This is a genomic window from Sanguibacter keddieii DSM 10542 (genome assembly GCF_000024925.1).
GTDB classification, from domain to species: domain Bacteria; phylum Actinomycetota; class Actinomycetes; order Actinomycetales; family Cellulomonadaceae; genus Sanguibacter; species Sanguibacter keddieii.
The window spans coordinates 2833331-2853516 of sequence record NC_013521.1 but is presented as its reverse complement, the minus strand read 5'-3'; the positions used below and the strand labels follow the sequence as shown (position 1 = coordinate 2853516).

The 20186-nt window shown below is 73.5% G+C and carries 16 protein-coding genes and 1 pseudogene; 7 read left to right on the top strand and 10 right to left on the bottom strand.

From position 1 onward, the window contains the following. The first annotated feature begins 73 nt into the window (after nucleotides 1-73). The 5 genes and pseudogenes from deoC (at nucleotide 74) to SKED_RS12585 (ending at nucleotide 5830) form a co-directional block, all read left to right on the top strand. Nucleotides 74-796, top strand: coding sequence for a deoxyribose-phosphate aldolase (gene deoC, locus SKED_RS12600; protein ID WP_012867539.1), 723 nt, complete (start codon nucleotides 74-76; stop codon nucleotides 794-796). A gap of 232 nt (nucleotides 797-1028) precedes the next feature. Beyond that, nucleotides 1029-3389: pseudogene (locus SKED_RS20875) on the top strand (rhamnogalacturonan lyase); the annotation flags it as partial. After that, a complete protein-coding gene (locus tag SKED_RS20755) occupies nucleotides 3387-4274 on the top strand; it encodes an Ig-like domain-containing protein (protein ID WP_281044541.1) in 888 nt (295 codons plus the stop codon). The pseudogene SKED_RS20875 and the gene SKED_RS20755, both read left to right, overlap by 3 nt. Nucleotides 4275-4377: 103 nt before the next feature. Continuing rightward, entirely contained in the window at nucleotides 4378-5202 is an 825-nt protein-coding gene (locus tag SKED_RS12590; RefSeq protein WP_012867537.1) for a siderophore-interacting protein, read from the top strand. 37 nt (nucleotides 5203-5239) lie between these two features. Beyond that, on the top strand, nucleotides 5240-5830 hold the full coding sequence (locus SKED_RS12585; RefSeq protein WP_012867536.1) for a dihydrofolate reductase family protein: 591 nt from the start codon (nucleotides 5240-5242) through the stop codon (nucleotides 5828-5830). Nucleotides 5831-5895: 65 nt separating this feature from the next. On the opposite strand, the gene SKED_RS12580 is transcribed toward SKED_RS12585, so the two are convergent. Then, entirely contained in the window at nucleotides 5896-6555 is a 660-nt protein-coding gene (locus SKED_RS12580) for a response regulator (protein WP_012867535.1), read from the bottom strand. A gap of 83 nt (nucleotides 6556-6638) precedes the next feature. Further along, complete coding sequence (locus SKED_RS12575) at nucleotides 6639-7988, bottom strand: sensor histidine kinase (RefSeq protein WP_143755728.1); 1350 nt, start codon at nucleotides 7986-7988, stop codon at nucleotides 6639-6641. 170 nt (nucleotides 7989-8158) lie between these two features. Between SKED_RS12575 and SKED_RS12570 the strand changes: the two genes are divergently transcribed. Beyond that, the gene (locus SKED_RS12570) at nucleotides 8159-8878 is read left to right on the top strand and encodes a DUF4352 domain-containing protein (RefSeq protein WP_012867533.1); all 720 of its coding nucleotides are present in this window, start codon (nucleotides 8159-8161) and stop codon (nucleotides 8876-8878) included. Between the two features lie 117 nt (nucleotides 8879-8995). Here SKED_RS12570 and SKED_RS12565 read toward each other — a convergent pair whose 3' ends face one another. Beyond that, nucleotides 8996-10864, bottom strand: coding sequence for a phospho-sugar mutase (locus SKED_RS12565; RefSeq protein WP_012867532.1), 1869 nt, complete (start codon nucleotides 10862-10864; stop codon nucleotides 8996-8998). A 1-nt stretch (nucleotide 10865) separates the two neighbouring features. After that, nucleotides 10866-11702: a purine-nucleoside phosphorylase gene (locus tag SKED_RS12560; protein ID WP_012867531.1), complete on the bottom strand. Its 837-nt coding sequence runs from the start codon at nucleotides 11700-11702 to the stop codon at nucleotides 10866-10868. A gap of 92 nt (nucleotides 11703-11794) precedes the next feature. On the opposite strand from SKED_RS12560, the gene SKED_RS12555 reads away from it, so the two are divergent. Then, nucleotides 11795-13282 carry an NAD(P)H-quinone dehydrogenase gene (locus SKED_RS12555; protein WP_012867530.1) on the top strand — a complete coding sequence of 496 codons (1488 nt, stop codon included), beginning with the start codon at nucleotides 11795-11797 and terminating at the stop codon, nucleotides 13280-13282. 13 nt (nucleotides 13283-13295) lie between these two features. Here SKED_RS12555 and SKED_RS12550 read toward each other — a convergent pair whose 3' ends face one another. The 6 genes from SKED_RS12550 to SKED_RS12525 all read right to left on the bottom strand — a co-directional run bounded on the left by SKED_RS12550 (nucleotide 13296) and on the right by SKED_RS12525 (nucleotide 20186). After that, nucleotides 13296-13796: a hypothetical protein gene (locus SKED_RS12550; RefSeq protein ID WP_012867529.1), complete on the bottom strand. Its 501-nt coding sequence runs from the start codon at nucleotides 13794-13796 to the stop codon at nucleotides 13296-13298. Nucleotides 13797-13866: 70 nt separating this feature from the next. Then, a complete protein-coding gene (locus SKED_RS20335) occupies nucleotides 13867-15840 on the bottom strand; it encodes an endonuclease/exonuclease/phosphatase family protein (RefSeq protein ID WP_012867528.1) in 1974 nt (657 codons plus the stop codon). A 55-nt stretch (nucleotides 15841-15895) separates the two neighbouring features. Then, nucleotides 15896-17278: an iron uptake transporter deferrochelatase/peroxidase subunit gene (gene efeB / locus SKED_RS12540; protein WP_012867527.1), complete on the bottom strand. Its 1383-nt coding sequence runs from the start codon at nucleotides 17276-17278 to the stop codon at nucleotides 15896-15898. 78 nt (nucleotides 17279-17356) lie between these two features. Continuing rightward, nucleotides 17357-18577: an iron uptake system protein EfeO gene (efeO, locus tag SKED_RS12535; RefSeq protein ID WP_012867526.1), complete on the bottom strand. Its 1221-nt coding sequence runs from the start codon at nucleotides 18575-18577 to the stop codon at nucleotides 17357-17359. Next, nucleotides 18574-19458: an iron uptake transporter permease EfeU gene (efeU, locus tag SKED_RS12530; RefSeq protein ID WP_012867525.1), complete on the bottom strand. Its 885-nt coding sequence runs from the start codon at nucleotides 19456-19458 to the stop codon at nucleotides 18574-18576. Before efeU ends, efeO begins: the two co-directional genes overlap by 4 nt. A gap of 230 nt (nucleotides 19459-19688) precedes the next feature. Next, nucleotides 19689-20186 (bottom strand): NUDIX hydrolase, encoded by a 498-nt coding sequence (locus SKED_RS12525; protein WP_012867524.1) that lies wholly within the window; start codon nucleotides 20184-20186, stop codon nucleotides 19689-19691.

Here is a 20186-nt window from a genome sequence, read left to right as displayed (position 1 = left end):
GCCGCGCGAGCGGCCGACCTACCCCCGACGGCCGACCAGGCCCACGGGACAGACCCGAACCACGGAGAGAACGATGAGCCACCAGACCCTCAGCCGCGAAGAGCTCGCGCAGTACGTCGACCACACGCTGCTCAAGCCGGAGTCGACCGACGCGGACGTCGCGGCCCTCGCCGAGGAGGCCTCTGCGCTGGGCACCTACTCGATCTGCATCTCGCCGTCGAAGCTGCCGATCGCACTCCCCGCCGGCAGCACGGTGAAGATCGCGACCGTGTGCGGCTTCCCGTCCGGGTCGCACCACGCCGAGGTCAAGGCGGCCGAGGCGGCGCACGCGGTGCTCGACGGCGCGCACGAGGTCGACATGGTCATCAACCTCGGTGCCGTGAAGTCCGGTGACTGGGCGCAGGTCCAGGCCGACATCGAGGCCGTGCGTGCTGCCGCCGCCCACCCGACGGTGCTCAAGGTCATCATCGAGTCGGCCGCCCTCACCGACGACGAGATCGTCAAGGCCTGCGAGGCCAGCGAGGCCGCGGGGGCAGACTTCGTCAAGACGTCGACCGGCTTCCACCCCGCGGGTGGGGCGAGCGTCCACGCGGTCGAGCTCATGGCCCGGACCGTCGGCGGACGTCTGGGAGTCAAGGCGAGCGGCGGGGTCCGCACCGCGGCCGACGCCCTCGCGATGATCGCCGCGGGTGCCACCCGTCTGGGGCTCTCAGGGACGGCAGCTGTGCTCGACGGGCTCGACGACGACGGCACCGGCCCTGCGGCCAGCGCCACCGCCGGGGCGACCGGGTACTGACCCTCGCGACACCCCGATCGCCTCGAGAGCCCTGCACGACCTGCCACGGTCGTGCAGGGCTCTTGTCGTCGTGCGGTTGACATCTCACCCGGGTGATGTCGATACTCGATCGTCGGGAAGCGCTCTCCCGGACTGCTGCGGTCATCGTGGACCGCGGCTCGTCGAACCGTGCGCGGACCACCCCGAGCCTGTGACGAGCCGCGTCGCCCGGGGGTAGTGAAAGGATTCAATGATGAGTCTCGACCCACGTCGGACGAGGAGCGGGGCGCTGGCCCTGGCCGTCGCCTCGGCGCTCGTCCTCACCAGCACCGCGGCGCTCGCCTCCCCAGGGGCAGCTCCCGGCGCCGCGACGGCAGCCGGCCCGCTCGCCACCGCAGCAGACGGCGCCGCGACCGTGCCTCGTCTCGAGCACCTCGACCGCGGCCTCGTCGCGGCCCTCACCGACGAGGGCGTCTTCGTCGGGTGGCGCCTGCTCGGCCAGGAGGTCTCCGGCTCCTCGGAGACCGGCATGACCGGCTCCGACTTCGTCGTGTACCGCGACGGCATGGCGATCGGCACGGTCACCGACAGCACGACCTTCCTCGACCCCGAGGGGTCGACCGGGTCCGTCTACCAGGTCGCCGCTCTCGTCGACGGCGTCGAGCAGGAGCCCAGCGCCGAGGTCACGCCCTGGGCCGACACCTTCCGCGACGTCCCGCTCGAGCGCCCGGCCGACGGCGTCACCCCGGTGGGCGAGACCTACACCTACTCCGCGAACGACATGAGCGTCGGTGACGTCGACGGCGACGGCACCTACGAGCTCGTGGTCAAGTGGGACCCGTCGAACGCGAAGGACGTCTCGCAGCGCGGCTACACCGGCCCGGTGTACGTCGACACCTACCGGGTCGACGGCACGCTCCTGCACCGGATCGACCTCGGCGTCAACATCCGCGCGGGTGCCCACTACACCCAGTTCCTCGTCTACGACCTCGACGGCGACGGCCGTGCCGAGATGATGCTCAAGACCGCGCCGGGCACCCGGTCGACCACCTTCGACGCCGACGGCCAGGTGACGGCGGAGTCCTACGTGACGATGCCGCAGTCCGACGTCGACGCGGGCTACACGCACGCCGACGACTACCGCATGAGCGCCGACGACTACCGCGAGCACCTGGTCGACATGTTCATGGGGTGGTCGGAGCACCCCGAGGTCGTCTCGGGTGCGTGGCCCGCGACGCTCGCAGAGGCGCTGGCCCACCCCGAGCTCACGCCGCTGCCGGAGATGACGTACCCGCTGTCCCAGGAGGACGCAGGCGAGGTCGCGGACTACCTCATCGACGTGTACGCGCCGAAGCGGAGCACGAACAACAAGCTCCGCGAGTTCGAGGGCTTCGTCGTCGACGGACCCGAGTACCTCACCGTCTTCGACGGGGAGACCGGTGCGGAGCTGCAGACCGTGCCCTACACGCCCGAGCGCCACGACGACGGGCTCATGTGGGGCGACTACGCGATGTCCCGCATCGAGCCCGGCAACCGCGTCGACAGGTTCCTGTCGACGGTCGCCTACCTCGACGGCGAGCGCCCGAGCGCCGTGTTCGCCCGCGGCTACTACACACGCTCCGCCCTGGTCGCCTACGACTGGGACGGCACGAACCTCACCGAGCGCTGGACGGTCGACAGCGGCTGGACGCCCATGAGCAACCCCTTCAACGACGGGCCGCACGGTGTGGAGGGGACCGACCCCGTCTTCGGCACCCTCACCACCCAGGGCTTCCACTCGCTCAGCTCGGCCGACGTCGACGGAGACGGCAAGCAGGAGATCGTCTACGGCTCCGCGACGATCGACAGCGACGGGCAGTCGCTGCTCTACAGCTCGTACGACACGATCCCGGACGGCCCGAACGCCGGTGACCTGGCCAAGCTCGGGCACGGTGACGCGATGCACGTGACCGACATCGACCCGGACCGCCCCGGTCTGGAGATCTTCACCGTGCACGAGGGCGGCGAGTGGGCGCCCTACGGCTACGCCATGCGCGACGCGAAGACCGGAGAGGTGCTCTTCGGTGCGTACTCCGGCCGGGACACCGGGCGCGGCATGATCGGTGACGTCGTCCCGGGGAACCGCGGCATCGAGGTGTGGGCCGGCATGCCGGACGGGACCTCCGGTGCGGGGCTCCACTCGGCGCAGGGGGACCTCCTCACCCCGGCGACCCCGGGGACGAACATGAGCATCCTCTGGCAGCCGGACCTCACCCGTCAGGTCGTCGAGGGGTCGGGCACGCAGACACCGGTGATCCGCGAGGTGGCGACCGGCGACGCGCTGCTGACCGCGACCGGCACCCTGACCAACAACGGCACCAAGGGCACCCCGTCCCTGGTCGCCGACATCTTCGGCGACTGGCGCGAGGAGCTGCTGGTCCGCACCGAGGACTCCTCGGCGATCCGCATCTACACGAGCGCGACGGTCTCGGGGACCAAGATGTACACGCTCATGCACGACCCGCAGTACCGGGCCGAGGTGGCGCGACAGCAGACCACGTACAACCAGCCGTCGTACGTGGGGTTCTACCTCGCGTCCGGCATGACGGCCGAGGACTGGTCGCGCGTACCGGTGCCGACCATCGTCACCGAGCCGACGCTGGCCGTCGGCGCGTCGGCCACGTCGGCCGTGTCCGGCGAGCCGGTCGTCCTCGACGTGACCGTCGGCTCGGGCTACCCGACGGGCCCGTCGGGCGAGGTCGAGCTGGTGGTCGACGGCGCACCGACCGGTGCGCCGGTGGCCCTCGTCGACGGCGCCGTGGCCCTCGAGGTCCCGGCCCTGCCGGTCGGAGACCACAGCCTCGCCGTGCGGTACCTCGGTGACTCCCGCTACTCGCCGGTCGAGAGCGGGACGGTGCCGCTCGTCGTGGCGCAGGGCAGTGTCGACGTGCTGGTGGCGACGGCGGGCCCCCCGGCGTCGGCAGGCTCCGCGGTGGCCTCCTCCGGTACCGCAGACCTGACGGACGCCGGTGCCGCGGTCCTCGCGGCCAGCGCTGCCGACCTCACGGTCTCGGTCGTCCCGCAGGCTCCCGCCGCGGGTGTCCCGACAGGTGCGGTCTCGGCCACGGTCGACGGCGCGCCCGTCGAGGTGGCTGCCGAGCTCGTCGACGGTGCTGCCGTCCTCACGCTCCCGGACCTGCCGGTCGGTGACCGGACGGTCGTGGTCACCTACTCCGGTGACGCGGCCTTCGTCGCGGCAGAGTCGGTGGCGCTGGTCGTCACGGTGGCTGACGACGGGACGGCCGTCCCGGTGCCGGTCCCGGTCGACCCGGGCCCCGGTGACGAGGAGGGTGACCCTACGGAGCCCGCGGTGGCCGGAGCAGGTGCGGCCCAGCCCGGGTCGGGTCTCGCCGTCACCGGCGCCGACGTCACGCTCCTCGCAGCCCTCGCGCTGCTGCTGGCTGCTGCCGGAGCCGTCACGGTCCGCACGGTACGACGACGTCGCGGGACCGCGGGCTGAGTCTCGGCTCCACGGCGGCCCGGTCCGTGCGCCCTCCTGGAGGGCGCACGGACCGGGCCTTCGGGGTTAGGCTTGCCTTAGTCAATCTCCTGGAGGCTCCACCGTGGCACCCGAACCCCGTCCCGTCCGTGTCCCGACCGAGACCGCGGTCGTCCGGACCGAACGACTGACCCCGCACATGGTCCGCGTGGTCCTCGGCGGTCCCGGGCTCGTCGGCTTCGACCCCACGGTCTGGACGGACCGCTACGTCAAGCTGTGCTTCCCGCCCGAGGTCGAGGGGCAGCGGGACCGGCAGCGGACCTACACGGTGCGCTGGTACGACGCCGAGGCCGCGGAGCTCGCGATCGACTTCGTGGTGCACGGCGACGAGGGCCTCGCGGGCCCCTGGGCCGCCTCGGCACAGCCCGGCGACCCGATGTCGCTCCTCGGGCCGGGCGGCGCCTACGCCCCGTCGGAGGACGCCGGGTGGCACCTGCTCGTGGGCGACGAGAGCGCGCTCCCCGCGATCGCGGCGGCACTCGAGGCGGTGCCCGCGGGGGCGCGGGTCAAGGCCTTCGTCGAGGTCGACGGTCCGTCCGGCGAGCTGCCCCTCACCTCGCCCGGGGTCTCCGCCGACGACGGACCGCTCGTGGTCTGGGTCCATCGCGCCGTGGAAGGACCGGCCGTCCCGGGGAGCGAGGACTCCCCGCTCGTCGAGGCCGTCACCGGGTGGGCCTTCCCGGAGGGCGAGCCGCAGGTGTTCCTGCACGGCGACGCCGGCTTCGTCAAGACGATCCGCAGGTACCTGCGCGGTGAGCGCGGCGTGCCGGTCGAGGCGCTGTCCGCCTCCGGGTACTGGCGCCGCGGCCGCACCGAGGAGGGCTGGCGCAGCGACAAGGCGGCGTGGAAGGCTGAGGTCGACTCCGACGACGCGGCGCTCGTCGGGTAGCGGAGGATCTCAGCGCCGGTCGACGAGGGGTGCCACCGTGCGCAGACTCACCTACGGCCTGAACGTGTCCCTGGACGGCTACGTCTCTGCAGCGGGCGACGACCTCTCCTGGAGCGAGCCGAGCGACGAGCTGTTCGAGTGGTGGCTCCACGAGGAGCAGGCGGTCAGCCTGCTCCTCTACGGACGCCGCCTGTGGGAGGACATGAGTGCCTACTGGCCCACCCGCGACCAGCAGCCCGGGACCACCCCTGCCCAGGCCGCCTACGCGCAGAACTGGCGTGACACGCCCAAGGTGGTGTTCTCGTCGTCGCTGGCGGGGGCCGGGGGAGGCAGTCCTGCTGACGCCCTCGGCTGGGACGCTCGCCTGGTCTCCGGCGACGCGGTCGCGGAGATCGCCCGGCTCAAGGCCGGGGACGGCGGGCTGATGCGGGTCGCCGGTGCGACGCTCGGCAGGTCGGCGATGCGCGCCGGGCTGGTCGACGAGTACGCGGTCGTCACCCACCCCGTCGTGCTGGGCGGCGGTGCCCCGTTCTTCGCCGCGCGAGACCGCTGGCTGAGGCTGGACCTCGTGGAGACGCGGACCTTCGACGGTGGCGTGGTCCTCACCCGGTACCAGACGCGCCGCTGAGAAGGCGCAGGGCCGGGAGACAGACCGCGTCGTCAGCCGACGTCAGCGGCGGCCCTCAGCTGTCGTCAGCCCTGTGCCGCGGTACCCGACCGCTCGACGAGGATCGCGAGCTGGACCCGCCCCTCGAGGCCGAGCCTGGCGAGGACGCTGCTCAGGTGGGTCTTGACGGTCGCTGCGCTGACGTACATGCGCTGCGCGATCTCGTCGTTGGTGAGGCCGGCGTGCACCCCCAGGGCCACCGCTCGCTCACGGTCGGTGAGCCCGTCGAGCTCCCGGGACGCGGCGGCCCGCGCCGGTCCGTGCGGGTCGCTCGTCACGTGGTCGACCACGTACCGCGCGACGGCGGGGGAGAGCGACGCGTCACCGGCGACCACGGCGTGCACGGCCTCCTTGATCGCGGTCGGCGTCGCGTCCTTGAGCAGGAACCCTCGCGCACCGGCGTCGAGCGCCCGGAGCACCTGCTCGTCCGCACCGAAGCTCGTCATCGCCACGACCTCCGGAGGGTCGGGGAGCCGCCGGACCGCAGCGGTCGCCTCGACGCCGTGGACGCGCCGCATGCGCAGGTCCATGACCACCACGTCGGGGTGGTGCGCCTGCACGGCGGGGACGGCGCCGTCCCCGTCGTCGGCCTCGGCCACGACGGTGAGGCGCGGGTCGCTGTCGAGGATCTGCCGGAGGGAGCGACGGACGAGCGGGTCGTCGTCGACGAGCAGGACACGGATCACGCCTCACATGCTAGGCCCACGGCTCCGGCCCGCCGACGCAGCTCCCGGGCCTCGCGCCCGCGGACCTGCTGCCCCGACCGTCCTCAGGCCTCCGACACGCTCCACGGCAACCAGACGTCCACGACGAAGCGACCGTCCCGCGGCCCGACGTCGGCGCGTCCACCGAGCAGCCGGACCCGCTCGTGGATCCCCGTGATCCCGGCGCGGGCACCCGGCACCGTGCTCTCCGTGACGGTGAGCGGGTTCGACACCCGCAGGTGGAGGCCCGACGCGGCGCTCGCGGTCAGCGCGACGTCGAGCGGGAGCCCGGCGGCGTGCTTGCCGGCGTTGGTCAGCGACTCCTGCACGATCCGGTACACGGCGTGGGTGAACGGCGCGCTCGCCGTCGAGGCGTCGTTGACCACGACCGTCGCCACGACGGGCGTGCCCGCCTCTCGGGTCGTGGTGAGCAGCTCGGCGAGGTCGTCGAGCGACAGCTGGGCCGGGGTCTCCGGCGCGAGGCTGCGCGCAGAGCCCGGGTCCCGCAGGACACCGATGAGCCCACGGAGGTCCTCGAGAGACCGGTGCGCGTTCGCCTGCACGGCGCTCGCGGCCTCCTCCATCTCGGGGTCACCGGCGGCGACGACCTCGAGCGCCCCGGCCTGCAGCGAGACGAGCGAGAGCCGGTGCGCGAGCGTGTCGTGCACCTCGCGGGCGATGAGGTCGCGCTCCTCCTGGCGGGTGAGCTCGGTGCGCAGGTGCGCACTCGTCTTCGCCTGCGCGTGCTGCTCGGCCCGCACCTCGAAGAGGTCCTGGCGGGTGCGCCGGTAGAGACCGGTGCCGACGGCCACCCCGAGAGCGACGACGAGGACCGCTACGTGCACCCAGCCGGGCACCGCCGCAGGCTCACCGGTGGGCGTCTTGACCGAGAAGACCTGGCCGACGGCGGGACGCAGCGCGTCCCGCAGGACCGCGACCGTCGTGGCGACCGCGACGAGTGCGCCGACACGCACCGCCTGGGCCCGCGGACGCGAGGAGACGACGGCTGCGAGGCCGACGAGCGCGACGACGGCGTCGCCCGGCAGCACGAGCGCGTAGACGCTCCCGACGAGCGCGACGAGCACCGGGTAGGTCCGCCGCACGAGGACGAGGGAGGCGACCCCGGTGCCCACGACCATCCCGGCGATCGCCCACGCGGTCCGCGCGGTGTCGTCCGGGTACGGGATCGACGAGTACGCCGTGGCGACGAGCATGCTCGACAGCGCGGTGGCGACCAGCAGGACGTCGAGCGCGACCGTGCGCCGCGGTCGACGTCCGGCGCGAGGCGCGCCGGCGCTGGCCGGGTGGGCGCGGGTCTGGTGGGAGTCGGCCTGGTCGTCGGAGGGGTCCACGGCGCGAGACCACCGTCCGGGCTGCTGCCGGTGGTCGGGGGAGTCGTCTCGGGTGTCTCGCACGGCGACAGCGTAGAGCCCGGCACCCACGCCCACCTCGCCCGGTCGGCGGGTGTCGAGGGTGGTTCTCTGACCGGTCGGGTGGTGCGGACCCACCGTTCGGGCGAGGTGGTGACCAGCGGCCCTGCGGTCGGATAGGGCCACACCACCCACCCGAGAAGATCGAGGACCTCATGGCCACGTCGCCGCGCCACCAGCCGTCACCCCAGCAGCCTGCCCAGCACCCGGCAGGCCAGAGCCAGCCCGGCTCCCAGCCTCCGGGCACGGCGCCCGGCGTCCAGGTGCCGGAGGGCTACGTCCTCGCACCCGCCCCGCGCAAGAAGCGCTTCGTGCGGCGCCACCCCGTCCTCACCCTGGTCGGCCTCGTCGTCGCGGTGGTCGTCGTCGTGCAGCTGGCGGGCGGCTCGGGCGAGGTGGCACCGGCATCGCCCGGGCCGTCGTCCGGTGCCTCGGACGCCGGTGAGCCGGGGACGGACGCGGCTCCCGCAGAGGACGCCCCGGCCGGCGTCGGCACACCGGTCGCCGACGGAGCCTTCGAGTTCGTCGTCACCGGTGTCGAGCCGGGCGTCGCACGGGTCGGTGACGAGATGTTCGGCGCCGACGCCCAGGGGCAGTTCGTGCTCGTGCGCGTCACCGTCACCAACGTCGGAGACTCGGCGCAGGTCTTCGACGCGAGCGCGCAGTCGCTCGTCGACGGTCAGGGCCGGACGCACTCGGCGGACTCGGGAGCGGCGATCTACCTCCCCGACGCCAACAGCTTCCTCACGAGCGTCAACCCCGGGAACACGGTCGACGGGATCGTCGTCTTCGACATCCCGGCCGACGCGACGCCGGCCTCGGTCGATCTCCACGACTCGCTGTTCTCCGGTGGGGTCACCGTCGCCCTCGGGTGACGCGACCCGCGACCTGCGACCCGCATACCTGGGCGCAGACGACGACGGGCGGGCGAGGTCTCCCTCGCCCGCCCGTCGTCGTCTGCCGTCCGGCCCGGGGCGTGCCCGGTGCTCCGGTCAGGCCGGGGCGATGCCCAGCGCCGCCGACATGTCGGCGCGGATCGCCTGGAGGCGGGCCGAGGCGACCTGCCGGGCCTCGCTCACCTCGTCCACGCTCGCGTCGCCGGCGACGGGGACGATCACCTCGAGGTAGCACTTGACCTTCGGCTCGGTGCCGCTCGGGCGCACGATGACGCGCGAGCCGTCCTCGGCGAGCAGCCGCAGCCCGTCGGTGGGCGGCAGACCGTCCACGCCGTCGGAGAGGTCGACGGTCTCGACGACCGCCGACCCCGCCAGGCTCGCCGGCGGTGCGGTGCGCAGCCGCTGCATCGTGGCGGGGATCTGCGCGAGGTCCGTGAACCGTGCCGACAGCTGGTCGGTGAGGTGCAGGCCGTGCGCCCGGGCCAGGTCGTCGAGCGCGTCGACGAGCGTCCGCCCCTGCGCCTTGAGCGTGTCGGCGAGCTGGACCATCCGCAGGGCCGCGCTGATGCCGTCCTTGTCGCGGACCTGGGCGGGGTCGACGCAGTAGCCGAGCGCCTCCTCGTAGCCGAACACGAGCCCGTCCACGCGGGAGATCCACTTGAAGCCGGTGAGCGTCGACGCGTGGTCGAGACCGTGGGCCGTGGCGATGCGTCCGAGCAGGCGTGACGACACGATCGAGCTCGCGAGCAGACCGCTCGTCGCGCTCGACGCGACGAGCTCGCCCAGGAGCGCGCCGACCTCGTCGCCGTGCAGCATGCGCCAGCCCTCCTGCGGGCCGGTGTCGCCGCCGGAGTTCTTCGCGTGGTCGAGCACCGCACGGTGGTCCTTGACGGCCACGGCGCAGCGGTCGGCGTCCGGGTCGTTCGCGATCACCAGGTCGGCACCGAGGGTCTGGGCGTAGGCGAGCGACAGGTCGATCGCCCCTGGCTCCTCGGGGTTGGGGAAGGCGACCGTCGGGAAGGCCGGGTCGGGCTCGGCCTGCTCCGGCACCAGGAACACGTCGTGGTACCCGGCCCCGCGGAGCACGGACTCGACGACCGCGCCGCCCACGCCGTGCAGCGGGGTGACGACGATCTTCAGGTCACGGGGGGCCTCGTCGACGGCCAGGCGGCCGACCGAGGCGAGGTAGGCCTCGAGGACGTCGGGCCCGGCGATGCTCCACCCGTCCTCGGCGCGCGGCACCTGAGCGGCAGCGGGGGCCGCCGCGATCTTCGCCGCGATCAGGGCGTCGAAGGGCGGCACGATCTGCGCGCCCTGGCCCGAGCCGGTCACAGCCCGTCCGCCGAGGTACACCTTGTAGCCGTTGTCGGCCGGCGGGTTGTGGCTCGCGGTCACCATGACACCGGCGTCGGCGTCGAGGTGGCGCACCGCGAAGGCCAGCACCGGGGTCGGCAGCGCCGACGGCAGCAGGACGACGTCGAGGCCCGCAGCGGTGAAGACCGCCGCGCTGTCGAGGGCGTAGGTGTGCGAGTTGTGCCGCGCGTCGTACCCGACCACGATCTTCGGTCGGGCGGGCGCCGCCTCGTGGCGGTGCAGCAGACCGTGCTTGTGGCCGCCCTCCGCGCCGGCCTCGTCACCGAGAGAGCCGACGAGGTACGCCGCGAGACCGGCGGCCGCGCGCAGGATCACCGCGCGGTTCATCCGGTTGGGGCCGGCCTGCATGGCACCCCGGAGGCCGGCCGTCCCGAACTGGAGCGACCCCGCGAACCTGTCGCGCAGGTCCTCGACCGCTGCGTCACCGACGTGCTCCTCGCCCGAGCGTGCCGTCGCCAGGAGGGCGGTGAGCTCGTTGCGCGAGAAGGCGTCGGGGTCGTCGGCGATCCACGCCTCGACCCGGCGCGCCAGTGCGTCGAGGTCCTCGGTGGCGGTGGCGCCGGTGCTGTCTGTGCTCTCGGTGCTGGTCATGTCAGACCTTCTTCACGATCTCGGCCAGGAGCGCGCTGATGCGCGGCCCTGCGGCCTGTCCGGCTTCGATGACCTCGGCGTGCGAGAGCGGGACGGGGCTGATGCCCGCGGCGAGGTTGGTGACGAGCGAGATCCCCAGGACCTCCATGCCCACCTGGCGGGCGGCGATCGCCTCGAGCGTCGTCGACATGCCCACGAGGTCGCCACCCATGATCCCGGCCATGCGGACCTCGGCGGGCGTCTCGTAGTGCGGGCCGGGGAACTGGACGTAGACGCCCTCGGGGAGGCTCGCGTCGACCTCGTGCGCGAGGCCGCGCAGACGGCTCGAGTACAGGTCGGTGAGGTCGACGAAGGTCGCCCCCTCGAGCGGCGACGTGGCCGTGAGGTTGATGTGGTCGCTGATGAGGACCGGGGTGCCCGGGGTCCAGTCGGTGTTGAGACCGCCGCAGCCGTTGGTGAGGATCGCGGTCTTCGCGCCCGCAGCCGCGGCCGTCCGCATGCCGTGCACGACGGCCCGCACGCCCTTGCCCTCGTAGAGGTGGGTGCGCGACCCGAGCACGAGCGCGTGCTTGCCGGTCGCCTCGATGCGGATCGACCGGAGGGTCCCCACGTGGCCCGCGACGGCGGGCTTGCCGAAGCCGGGGATCTCGTCGCTCGCGAGCTCGGCGACGGTCTCGCCGAGCAGGTCGGCGGCGCCGCCCCAGCCGGACCCGAGGACGAGGGCGATGTCGTGGGACTCGATGCCCGTGGCCCGGGCGATGTGGGCCGCGGCGTCGCGAGCGCTCTCGAAGGGGTCGGCGTCGGCGCCGGGCTGGTGGGGTGCTGCAGAAGTGGTCATGGACTGAGGTTATCCGCCCGCAGGGGCTGCGACGAGGGGACACTCGGGTCCCGTGCTCGCCGCCCCCGGGTGGCACCTGGGATACTCGACGCGTGACCCACACTCGCCCCACCCCTCCCGTCCCGTCCGAGACCGACCAGCAGCCCCACGGGTCGAGCGACCTGCAGGCGACCCGCATCGTCGTCCTCGGCGGAGGACCGGGAGGCTACGAGGCGGCCCTGGTCGCGCGCCGCCTCGGCGCAGACGTCACCGTCGTCGAGCGCCAGGGCCTCGGCGGCGCGGCCGTCCTCACCGACGTGGTCCCGTCCAAGACGCTCATCGCGACCGCCGAGTGGATGACCATCGCCGACACCGCAGCCGAGCTCGGGATCCGGGTGGACGGCGCCGCAGGGTCCACCAGCCAGAAGCACCACGTGGACCTGGCCGCCGTCAACACCCGCGTGATGGCGCTCGCGGCCGCGCAGTCGGCCGACATCCGGGCTCGCCTCGAGCGCGAGGACATCCGCGTCGTCATGGGCCAGGGGCGTCTCGACGGACCGTCCCGCGTGGTCGTCGACACCGAGCCGGGCCAGGCCGAGGTGGTCCTGGACGCCGACGTGGTCCTCGTGTCGACCGGCTCGACCCCCCGGGTGCTGCCGACCGCGGTGCCGGACGGCGAGCGCATCTTCACGTGGACGCAGGTCTACAACCTCAAGGCGCTCCCGGAGAAGCTCGTGGTCGTCGGGTCGGGCGTCACCGGCGCCGAGTTCGCCGGCGCGTACAACGCCCTCGGCTGCGAGGTCGTGCTCATCTCGAGCCGCGACAGGGTCCTCCCGGGCGAGGACGCCGACGCCGCCAACCTCATCGAGGAGGTCTTCCGCGGTCGCGGGATGACCGTCATGGGCCGGTCGCGCGCGGAGTCAGCGGTCGTCGTCGGCGAGGGCGCCGACAAGCACGTCGAGGTCACCCTCTCGGACGGCACGGTCGTCACGGGGTCGCACCTGCTCATGGCCGTCGGCTCGACGCCGAACACCGAGGGGCTGGGCCTCGAGGAGGCCGGGGTGCGCCTCACGGCCTCGGGCCACATCGAGGTCGACAAGGTCTCGCGGACCAGCGCCCGCGGGGTCTACGCGGCGGGCGACTGCACCGGGGTCTTCCCGCTCGCGAGCGTCGCGGCGATGCAGGGCCGGGTCGCGATGTCCCACGCCCTCGGCGACGCCGTCCAGCCGATCCGGCTGCGGACCGTCGCGGCCAACATCTTCACCGCCCCCGAGATCGCGACCGTCGGGTACTCCGAGAAGAAGCTCGTGGACCAGGGGTCCAAGTACGTCACCACGATCCTGCCGCTGAGCCGCAACCCGCGCGCCAAGATGCTCGGCATGCGCGACGGCTTCGTCAAGCTGTTCTCCCACCCCGAGGCCGGCGTGGTCCTCGGCGGCGTGGTCGTGGCGCCGCGGGCGAGCGAGCTCATCTTCCCGATCACGCTGGCCGTCGCGAACCGGCTGACCGCCGACAGCGTGGCCGACGCCTTCACGGTGTACCCGTCGCTCTCCGGGTCGATCGCCGAGGTCGCCCGGATGAGCCACCACCGCGGCGAGTAGCAGGAAGCCGCGCTCAGCCGAGCAGGGTGACTGTGCCGATGCTGCCGATGCTGGCGGTCGCGTGCACGGCGCCGTCGTGGACGGCGAGGTCGGTCAGGGTGACGCCGCTGACCTTGGTCGCGACGGCCTCCTGGACGCGGACGGCGACGACGGGGTCGCCGTCGCCCTTGCGGATCTCGACGATCCCCTCGGGCAGGCCCTGGCGTGCCAGGGCGGAGTTCACGGGACCGGTGAGGTGGTTGAGCAGCTTGTGGGCCGGCAGCGACCGGGCCTGCGCGGTCACCTCGAAGGTCGCGACGCCGCCCGCGTAGCCGGTCAGCACGGCGGTCGCGGTGACGGTGCCCACGGCCGCGGCCGCCAGCCGCAGCGCGGTCCCGCCGTCCGGGACGAGGCGCAGGTCGACCTCGAGGACGATCGTCGACCCCTCGCACCTGAGCGAGCGGATGAACGGCGGGAGGGGCTGCTTGGCCGCCGCGAGGGCGAGCGCCTCGTCGACGGGGAGGGTGATCTTCACGGTGGGCTCCTGGGGAGAGGTGTGGGTGAGACGAGGCTGAGGACGAGGGTGGGCGTCGGTGGTGCGCGCGTCAGGGGCTGTCGGCGCCCACGGACACGGTCGTGACCACGGGGCGGTGGTCGCTCTGCCGGGTGTCGAGCACCTCGATGTCGGAGAAGGTGACCCCGTCACCGAAGACCCAGTCGATCCGCTCGGTCGGGACGTCGCTCGGGAAGGTCGTGACGTCCGGGTCACCTGCGGAGTCGACGGCGCTGACGAGGCCCGCCGACTCGAGCAGCGCGACCTCGGGCCAGCCGGGCTCCGCGTTGAGGTCCCCGGCGACCACGCGTGCGCCCGAGACCGGGTCGGCGTCGAGCAGCGCGGTGATCTGGTCGAGCCGGGTGTCGATGTTCCCGGCGCGGTGCTGGAGGTGGAGCGAGGTGACGCGCAGCGGCGTCCCGTCGAGATCGAGCGTGACGGAGACCGCGCTGCGGCGCTGCGGGCCTGCGCCGTAGGGGAGCGCCGTCCTCGCGACGTCGGTGCCGTCGCCGAGCGCGTCGTCCCACAGCACCATGTTCCCGAACTGCCGGTCCGCCGCGGGCACGAAGACCGACCGCATCCCGAGCCGCTGCTCGAGGTAGGTCGCCATGTCGGCGCCGCCGCCCATGACCCAGCCGCGGGACACCTCCTGGAGGGTGACCACCTGGGCGCCCGACGAGGCGACCACGTCGACGATCTCGTCGAGGTCGACGCCGGGGTCGGGGCTGACACCGTAGTGCAGGTTCCAGTCGAGGAGCGTGATCGTCCCCTCTGACGGGGCCGGCCTGCTGTCGGCCGTGCTGCTGCCGCTGCTGGGCAGCACCACTGCCGTGCCGACCACGAGCAGCGCCGACGCGGTGACCACCAGCGCCAGCTGGGACCGCAGCGGCGCCCCGGAGGTGGACACCTCGACGTCGTCGGTCCGGGCGCGGTGCCTCGCGCGCGCCGCCATGAGGGACACCAGCAGGGAGACCAGGACGGGGACGACCGTGTTCGGGACGCCGAGCGGGACGTCGTAGTCGAGCTGGTAGACGAGGAGCGGCACGATCACGCCGAGGCCGGCGCACGCTGCGGCCCCCGCCAGCCGGAGGACGCTCTGGCGGTGCGCGGGCCGGGTGAGCGCCCGGGCGAGGGCGAGCGGCGCGCCGACCGCGAGCAGCAGGAGAGAGAGCACGACGAGGACGGTACGGCCCGCACCCGGGGCGTCGGGCCAGGTCGCCCCGAAGAAGACACCGACGGTGGCCGCCCCCAGGACGACCACGAGCGCCCCGTCGGTCCACGCCGGGGTGCGCGGCGTCCGGGAGACGGGCAGCGTGAGCAGCACCGTCGCGAGCAGCGTCGGCACGAGCACGAGCGGCCCGGCCGTCCAGAGCGGCAGCCCCGTCTGAGAGGACACGAAGGCGGGGTTGGCCACGGTCATCACAGCGAGCCCCACGTACGGGCCGACGAGCCAGAGACCGCGGACGGCCGGGGCGGCAGGGAGCGCACGGAGCCCGGAGGCGAGCAGGAGCGCGGTCGCGCCGAGCAGCACGGGTACCACCCACGCGGCGACGCCGGGTCGCCACACCGGGTCCCAGGTGCTCCACGCGAGGGAGATGCCGGCCGAGAGGGCGAGCCCACCGGCGACGCCGGCGACCACGACGCGACCCGAGGCTCGGGCGGCCAGCGCGGCGGCGAGCACCAGGACGGCGATCGCGACGGCGACCGCGAGCAGGCCGAGGGCGTAGCGGAGGCTGCCGCCGGTGGCCTGGACCGCCAGCCGGACGACGACGAGCGCGACGACGCCGGTCAGCAGCGCTCGTCCGGCGACCTCGCGGCGCAGGCAGAGGAGGGCGAGGACCGCGCCGGCTGCGGCGTAGGTCCCGACGGCCGTGACGCCGGCGAGCACGACGCCGGTCGTGAACGCGCGGTCGAGGAGCGGGCCGCTCGCACGCACCAGCTCGGCGGTGAGGGCGGTGACGACTGCGAGCAGCACCACGAGACGCGCGGTGGTCCGCGCTGCGACGGGCGGCGAGACGTCGGTCATGCCCCGACGCTACAGCGCCGGGCTGCGCGGTGTGCGGTGGTGCGGCGCGGGACGCTCACGTCTCGAAGAGCGTCTGCCCGAGGTAGGCGCCGTCGGCGCCGCCCGTGGTCGAGCCGTCGGGCAGCCCGGGCGGGACGGCCCACAGGCCGGACCCGGTGTGCCGCAGGTACTCGCTCATGAGGTCGTCGCGAGCCAGGGTGTTCTGCATCGGGACGTACTGGCGGGCGGGGTCGCGCACGTAGCAGAGGAAGAACAGCCCCGCGTCGAGGCGACCGAGGCCGTCCGAGCCGTCCGTGTAGTTGTAGCCGCGGCGCAGGAGGCGGGCCCCACCGTTGGCGCTCGGGTGCGCGAGGGCGACGTGCGAGGCGGGGTCGATGAGGGGGACGTCGTCGCGGCCTGTCCGGGAGAAGTCGGGCTCGGTGTGCTCGTCGCCGCCCGACAGCGGGGCGCCGCTCGCCTTGGTGCGCCCGGTGACCGTCTCCTGCTCGCGCAGGGAGGAGCGGTCCCAGGTCTCGATGGTCATGCGGATGCGCCGGGCGACGAGGTACGAGCCGCCGGCGAGCCAGGCGTCGTCCGGGGCAGGGTCTGAGGAGGTGGCGTCGTCGGGTCGGCGACCGGCGTCCTCGGGCTGCACCCACACGTGCTGCTCGAGAGCCTCGGGCTCCTCGGCCTTGACGTTGGCGGTGCCGTCCTTGAACCCGAAGAGGTTGCGCGGGGTCGACTGGCTCGTCGACGTGGTGGAGGTGCGGCCGTACCCGAGCTGGCTCCAGCGCACCGAGGCGGTGCCGAAGGCGAGGCGGGCGAGGTTGCGGATCGCGTGCACGGCGACCTGGGGGTCGTCGGCGCAGGCCTGCACGGCGATGTCGCCGCCGCAGCGCGCGTCCTCGAGGGCGTCTGCGGGGAAGTGCGGCAGGTCCTCGAGCAGCGCGGGCCGGCGACCGTCGAGACCGAAGCGCGGGGCGCCGTCGGCGTCGGTGAAGAAGGACGGGCCGAACCCGACGGTGATGGTCAGGTGCGAGGCGTCGAGGTCCTCGGTCTCCCCGGTGTCGTCCGGCGGTGCGTCGTACGGGCCCGAGGTCGGGCCGAGCTCTCCGGCGGGCAGGCCGCGCATCATGCGGTCGGCCGCGGCGGTCCAGGCGCGCAGCAGGGCCACCACGTCGTCGCGGTCGTCGGTGAGCAGGTCGAAGGTCGCGAAGTGCAGGCGGTCCTGTGCGGGCGTCGTGATGCCGGGCTGGTGCTCGCCGGTCAGCGGGTAGGAGCGGGAGGCCGGTGCGGGCTCCGGGTCTCGCCGGCCTGCGGCGTACCCCGTCGCGGCCGACGCACCGAGCGCCACGAGTCCGGCGCCGGCGATGCCGAGCACGCCGCGTCGCGACACCTGGCGTCGCTCCCCGGGCTCGGGAGCGGACTGGTTGTCGTCGGGGCTGGCGTGGGGCGTCATCGGGGCCTCGGGGGTGGGATCAGCGGGGAGGGAGGGCGGGCCCGTGTCCGTGGGCCCGCCCCGGGGAGGTGGTGCGGGTCAGAGGACGACGGCTGCGGTGAGCCTCGACAGCGGCTCGCCGAGCGCGTTGACCGAGTCGGCGAGCTCCTTGACCTGGGCGGGGGTGAGGTCGGTGTAGAGCACGAACCCGTCGCCGGAGCGCTGCGCGTCGAGCAGCGTCTGGATCTCGGCGAACTGGGTGTCGAGGTCCTCGGCGAGGTCGGCGTCCTGCGCGAGGACGACGTCGCGCAGACCGTCGTAGGCGACCTTCGCGCCGTCGACGTTGGCCTGGAAGTCCCAGAGGTCGGTGTGCGACCAGATCTCTTCCTCACCGGTGACCTTGCCGGTCGCGACCTCGTCGAGCAGGCCCTTGGCGCCGTTGCCGATGCTCGCCGCGTCGATGCCCTCGGCGAAGTCCGCGGTGTGGACGCGGTCGTTCAGCTCGGTGGTGTCGGCGAGGAGCTGGTCGGCGTACTGCGTGCGCTGCTCGGGCGTGAGGGCGACGTACTCGGTGCCGCCGTTGGCCTCGGCGGTCGGCTGCCACAGGTCCTTCTCGAGCAGGTGCCAGCCGGTCCACTCCTGCCCCTCCTCGAGGTCGGCCTCGCGGAGGTCCATGCGGGGGTCGAGGTCGCCGAAGGACTCGGCGACGGGCTCGATGCGCTCCCAGTGCACGCGCGTCGAGGCGTAGAGCGCGCGGGCGGTGTCGTCGTCGCCTGAGGTGTAGGCGTCGACGAAGTCCTGGGTGCCGGTGAGCAGCTGCTCGGTCTGGTCCTTGACGTAGGCCACGTAGTTGGTGGTCGCAGCGGTGATCTGGTCCGCCAGGGCCCCGGTCGGGGCGACGTCCGTCCCGGAGTCGGTCACGGTGAAGTCGGAGCGGATGCCGTCGCCGACCATGCCGGGCTTGCACGCGGTGACGTAGCTGCCGGGCTTGGCGGTGAGCACGAGGTCACGGGTGAGCCCGGGGCCGATGTTCTCGACCTCGGACACGATGCGCAGGCCGTCCTCGGCGAGCAGGTAGAACTCGGTGACGTCGTCGCCCGCGTTCGTCACGGAGAACACGACGTTGCCGGACGGGGCCTCGGGCGCCGAGACCGTGCACTCGTCGGCCGTCGAGGTGACCGTGAGCGTCGACGGGCCGGAGCCGTCCGCGGAGCTCTCCGGGGCGGAGTTGTCGGTGCAGGCCGCGAGGGCGAGCACGGTCGCGAGGGCGGCGGCCGTGAGCGCGAGAGGTCGCGCGGGTCGCAGGGTGGTCGGGCTCATGGGGTTCCTCCGGTGGTGGGGGCGTCGGTCGCGGCGGCGGGTGCCTGCGCGGGCGTCGACGCGGTCGCGGTGCGGGGCGAGCCGGACCAGACGGTGCGGATGTAGACGGTGAGGACGGGGACGATGTACGCGGTCCACGCGATGGCCTCGAGCCACGTGGTCGCGGGGGAGAAGTTGACGGTGCCCTTGAGCAGGGTGCCGTACCAGCTGGACGGCGGGACCTGTGCGGACACGTCGAAGGCGAGGTGGTGCAGACCGGGGAGGATGCCCGCCTCCTGGAGGTCGTGGACGCCGTAGGACAGCACGCCGGCCGCGATGACGATGAGCGCCAGCCCGGTCCACGCGAAGAAGACGCGCAGGTCGAGACGGACGGCGCCCTTGTAGACGGCCCACCCGAGGGCGACCGCCACGAGGATGCCGAGGAGTGCTCCGACGAGCGGCTCGGCGGTCTGCCCGGTGGCCTGCGCGCCGGCCCAGAGGAACAGCGCGGTCTCGAGGCCCTCGCGTCCGACGGCCAGCACGGCCATGACGAGGACGGCCCACCGGCCGGCGGCGACGGCCTCGTCGAGCTTCCCGTGCAGGTCGGTCTTGAGGTGCCGGGCGGTCTTGCCCATCCAGAAGATCATCCAGGTGATGAGACCGACGGCGACGATCGAGAGGGTGCCGCCGATCGCCTCCTGTGCCTCGAAGGTCAGGCCACGGGGGCCGAAGGTCAGCAGCGCGCCGAAGGCGAGCGACCCGACGACCGCGAGCGTGACGCCGGCCCACAGCTGGGGGAGGAGGTCGCGCCGACCGGTCTTGACCAGGTAGGCGACGAGGATCCCGACGACGAGCGCGGCCTCGAGCCCTTCGCGCAGGCCGATGAGGAAGTTGGGGAGCACGGCGCAGGCCCTTCGAGGCAGGTCGAGCAGACCTGAGGTAAGGCTTGCCTCATGGCGAGCCGAGATGAATGTACTCCTGCTCCTGCCCCCGCGGGAGTGCCGGTCCCGCGATCTGCCTCACACCCCGCCCGCCCGTCCCCCAGCCGAGGGCCGCGGCGCGCCGGCGAGGGTCCTCCCGGAGACCCTCGGCGTCGCGCCCCGGTCCTCGGAAGGGTGCGCCTCGGGTAGTGCTAGGCGGCCTCGACGGCGGCGAGCAGCGTCGGCCACGCCGCTGCGAAGGCTGGGAGCAGCTCGCGGTCGGTCACCTCGTCGACGGGGACCCAGCGGACCTCGAGGCTCTCGGAGTCGGTCGGGCGCACGTCGACGACCGTTCCCGGGGTTTCCTCGGCCAGGACGGTCGTGTAGCTCCAGGGGCCGTGGTCCAGGACGTGCTCTCCGAGCACGCGGACCGCGCCGGGGGAAATGCCGGCCTCTTCGTGCGACTCGCGCAGCGCACCCTCGACGGCTGTCTCGCCGGGGACGATCGCGCCGCCGGGCACGCCCCACGTGCCGCCCTGGTGGCTCTCCAGCGACCGGTGCTGCAGCACCACCTCGGTCACCCGGCCCTCGGCGTCTCGACGCACGAGCAGCAGACCCGCGGCACCGACCAGCCCCCAGTGCCGGCGGCCGCAGGCGCAGTCGACCCACCCGTCGCCGGGGTGGCGGAAGAACCCGGGGACCTCGGTCAC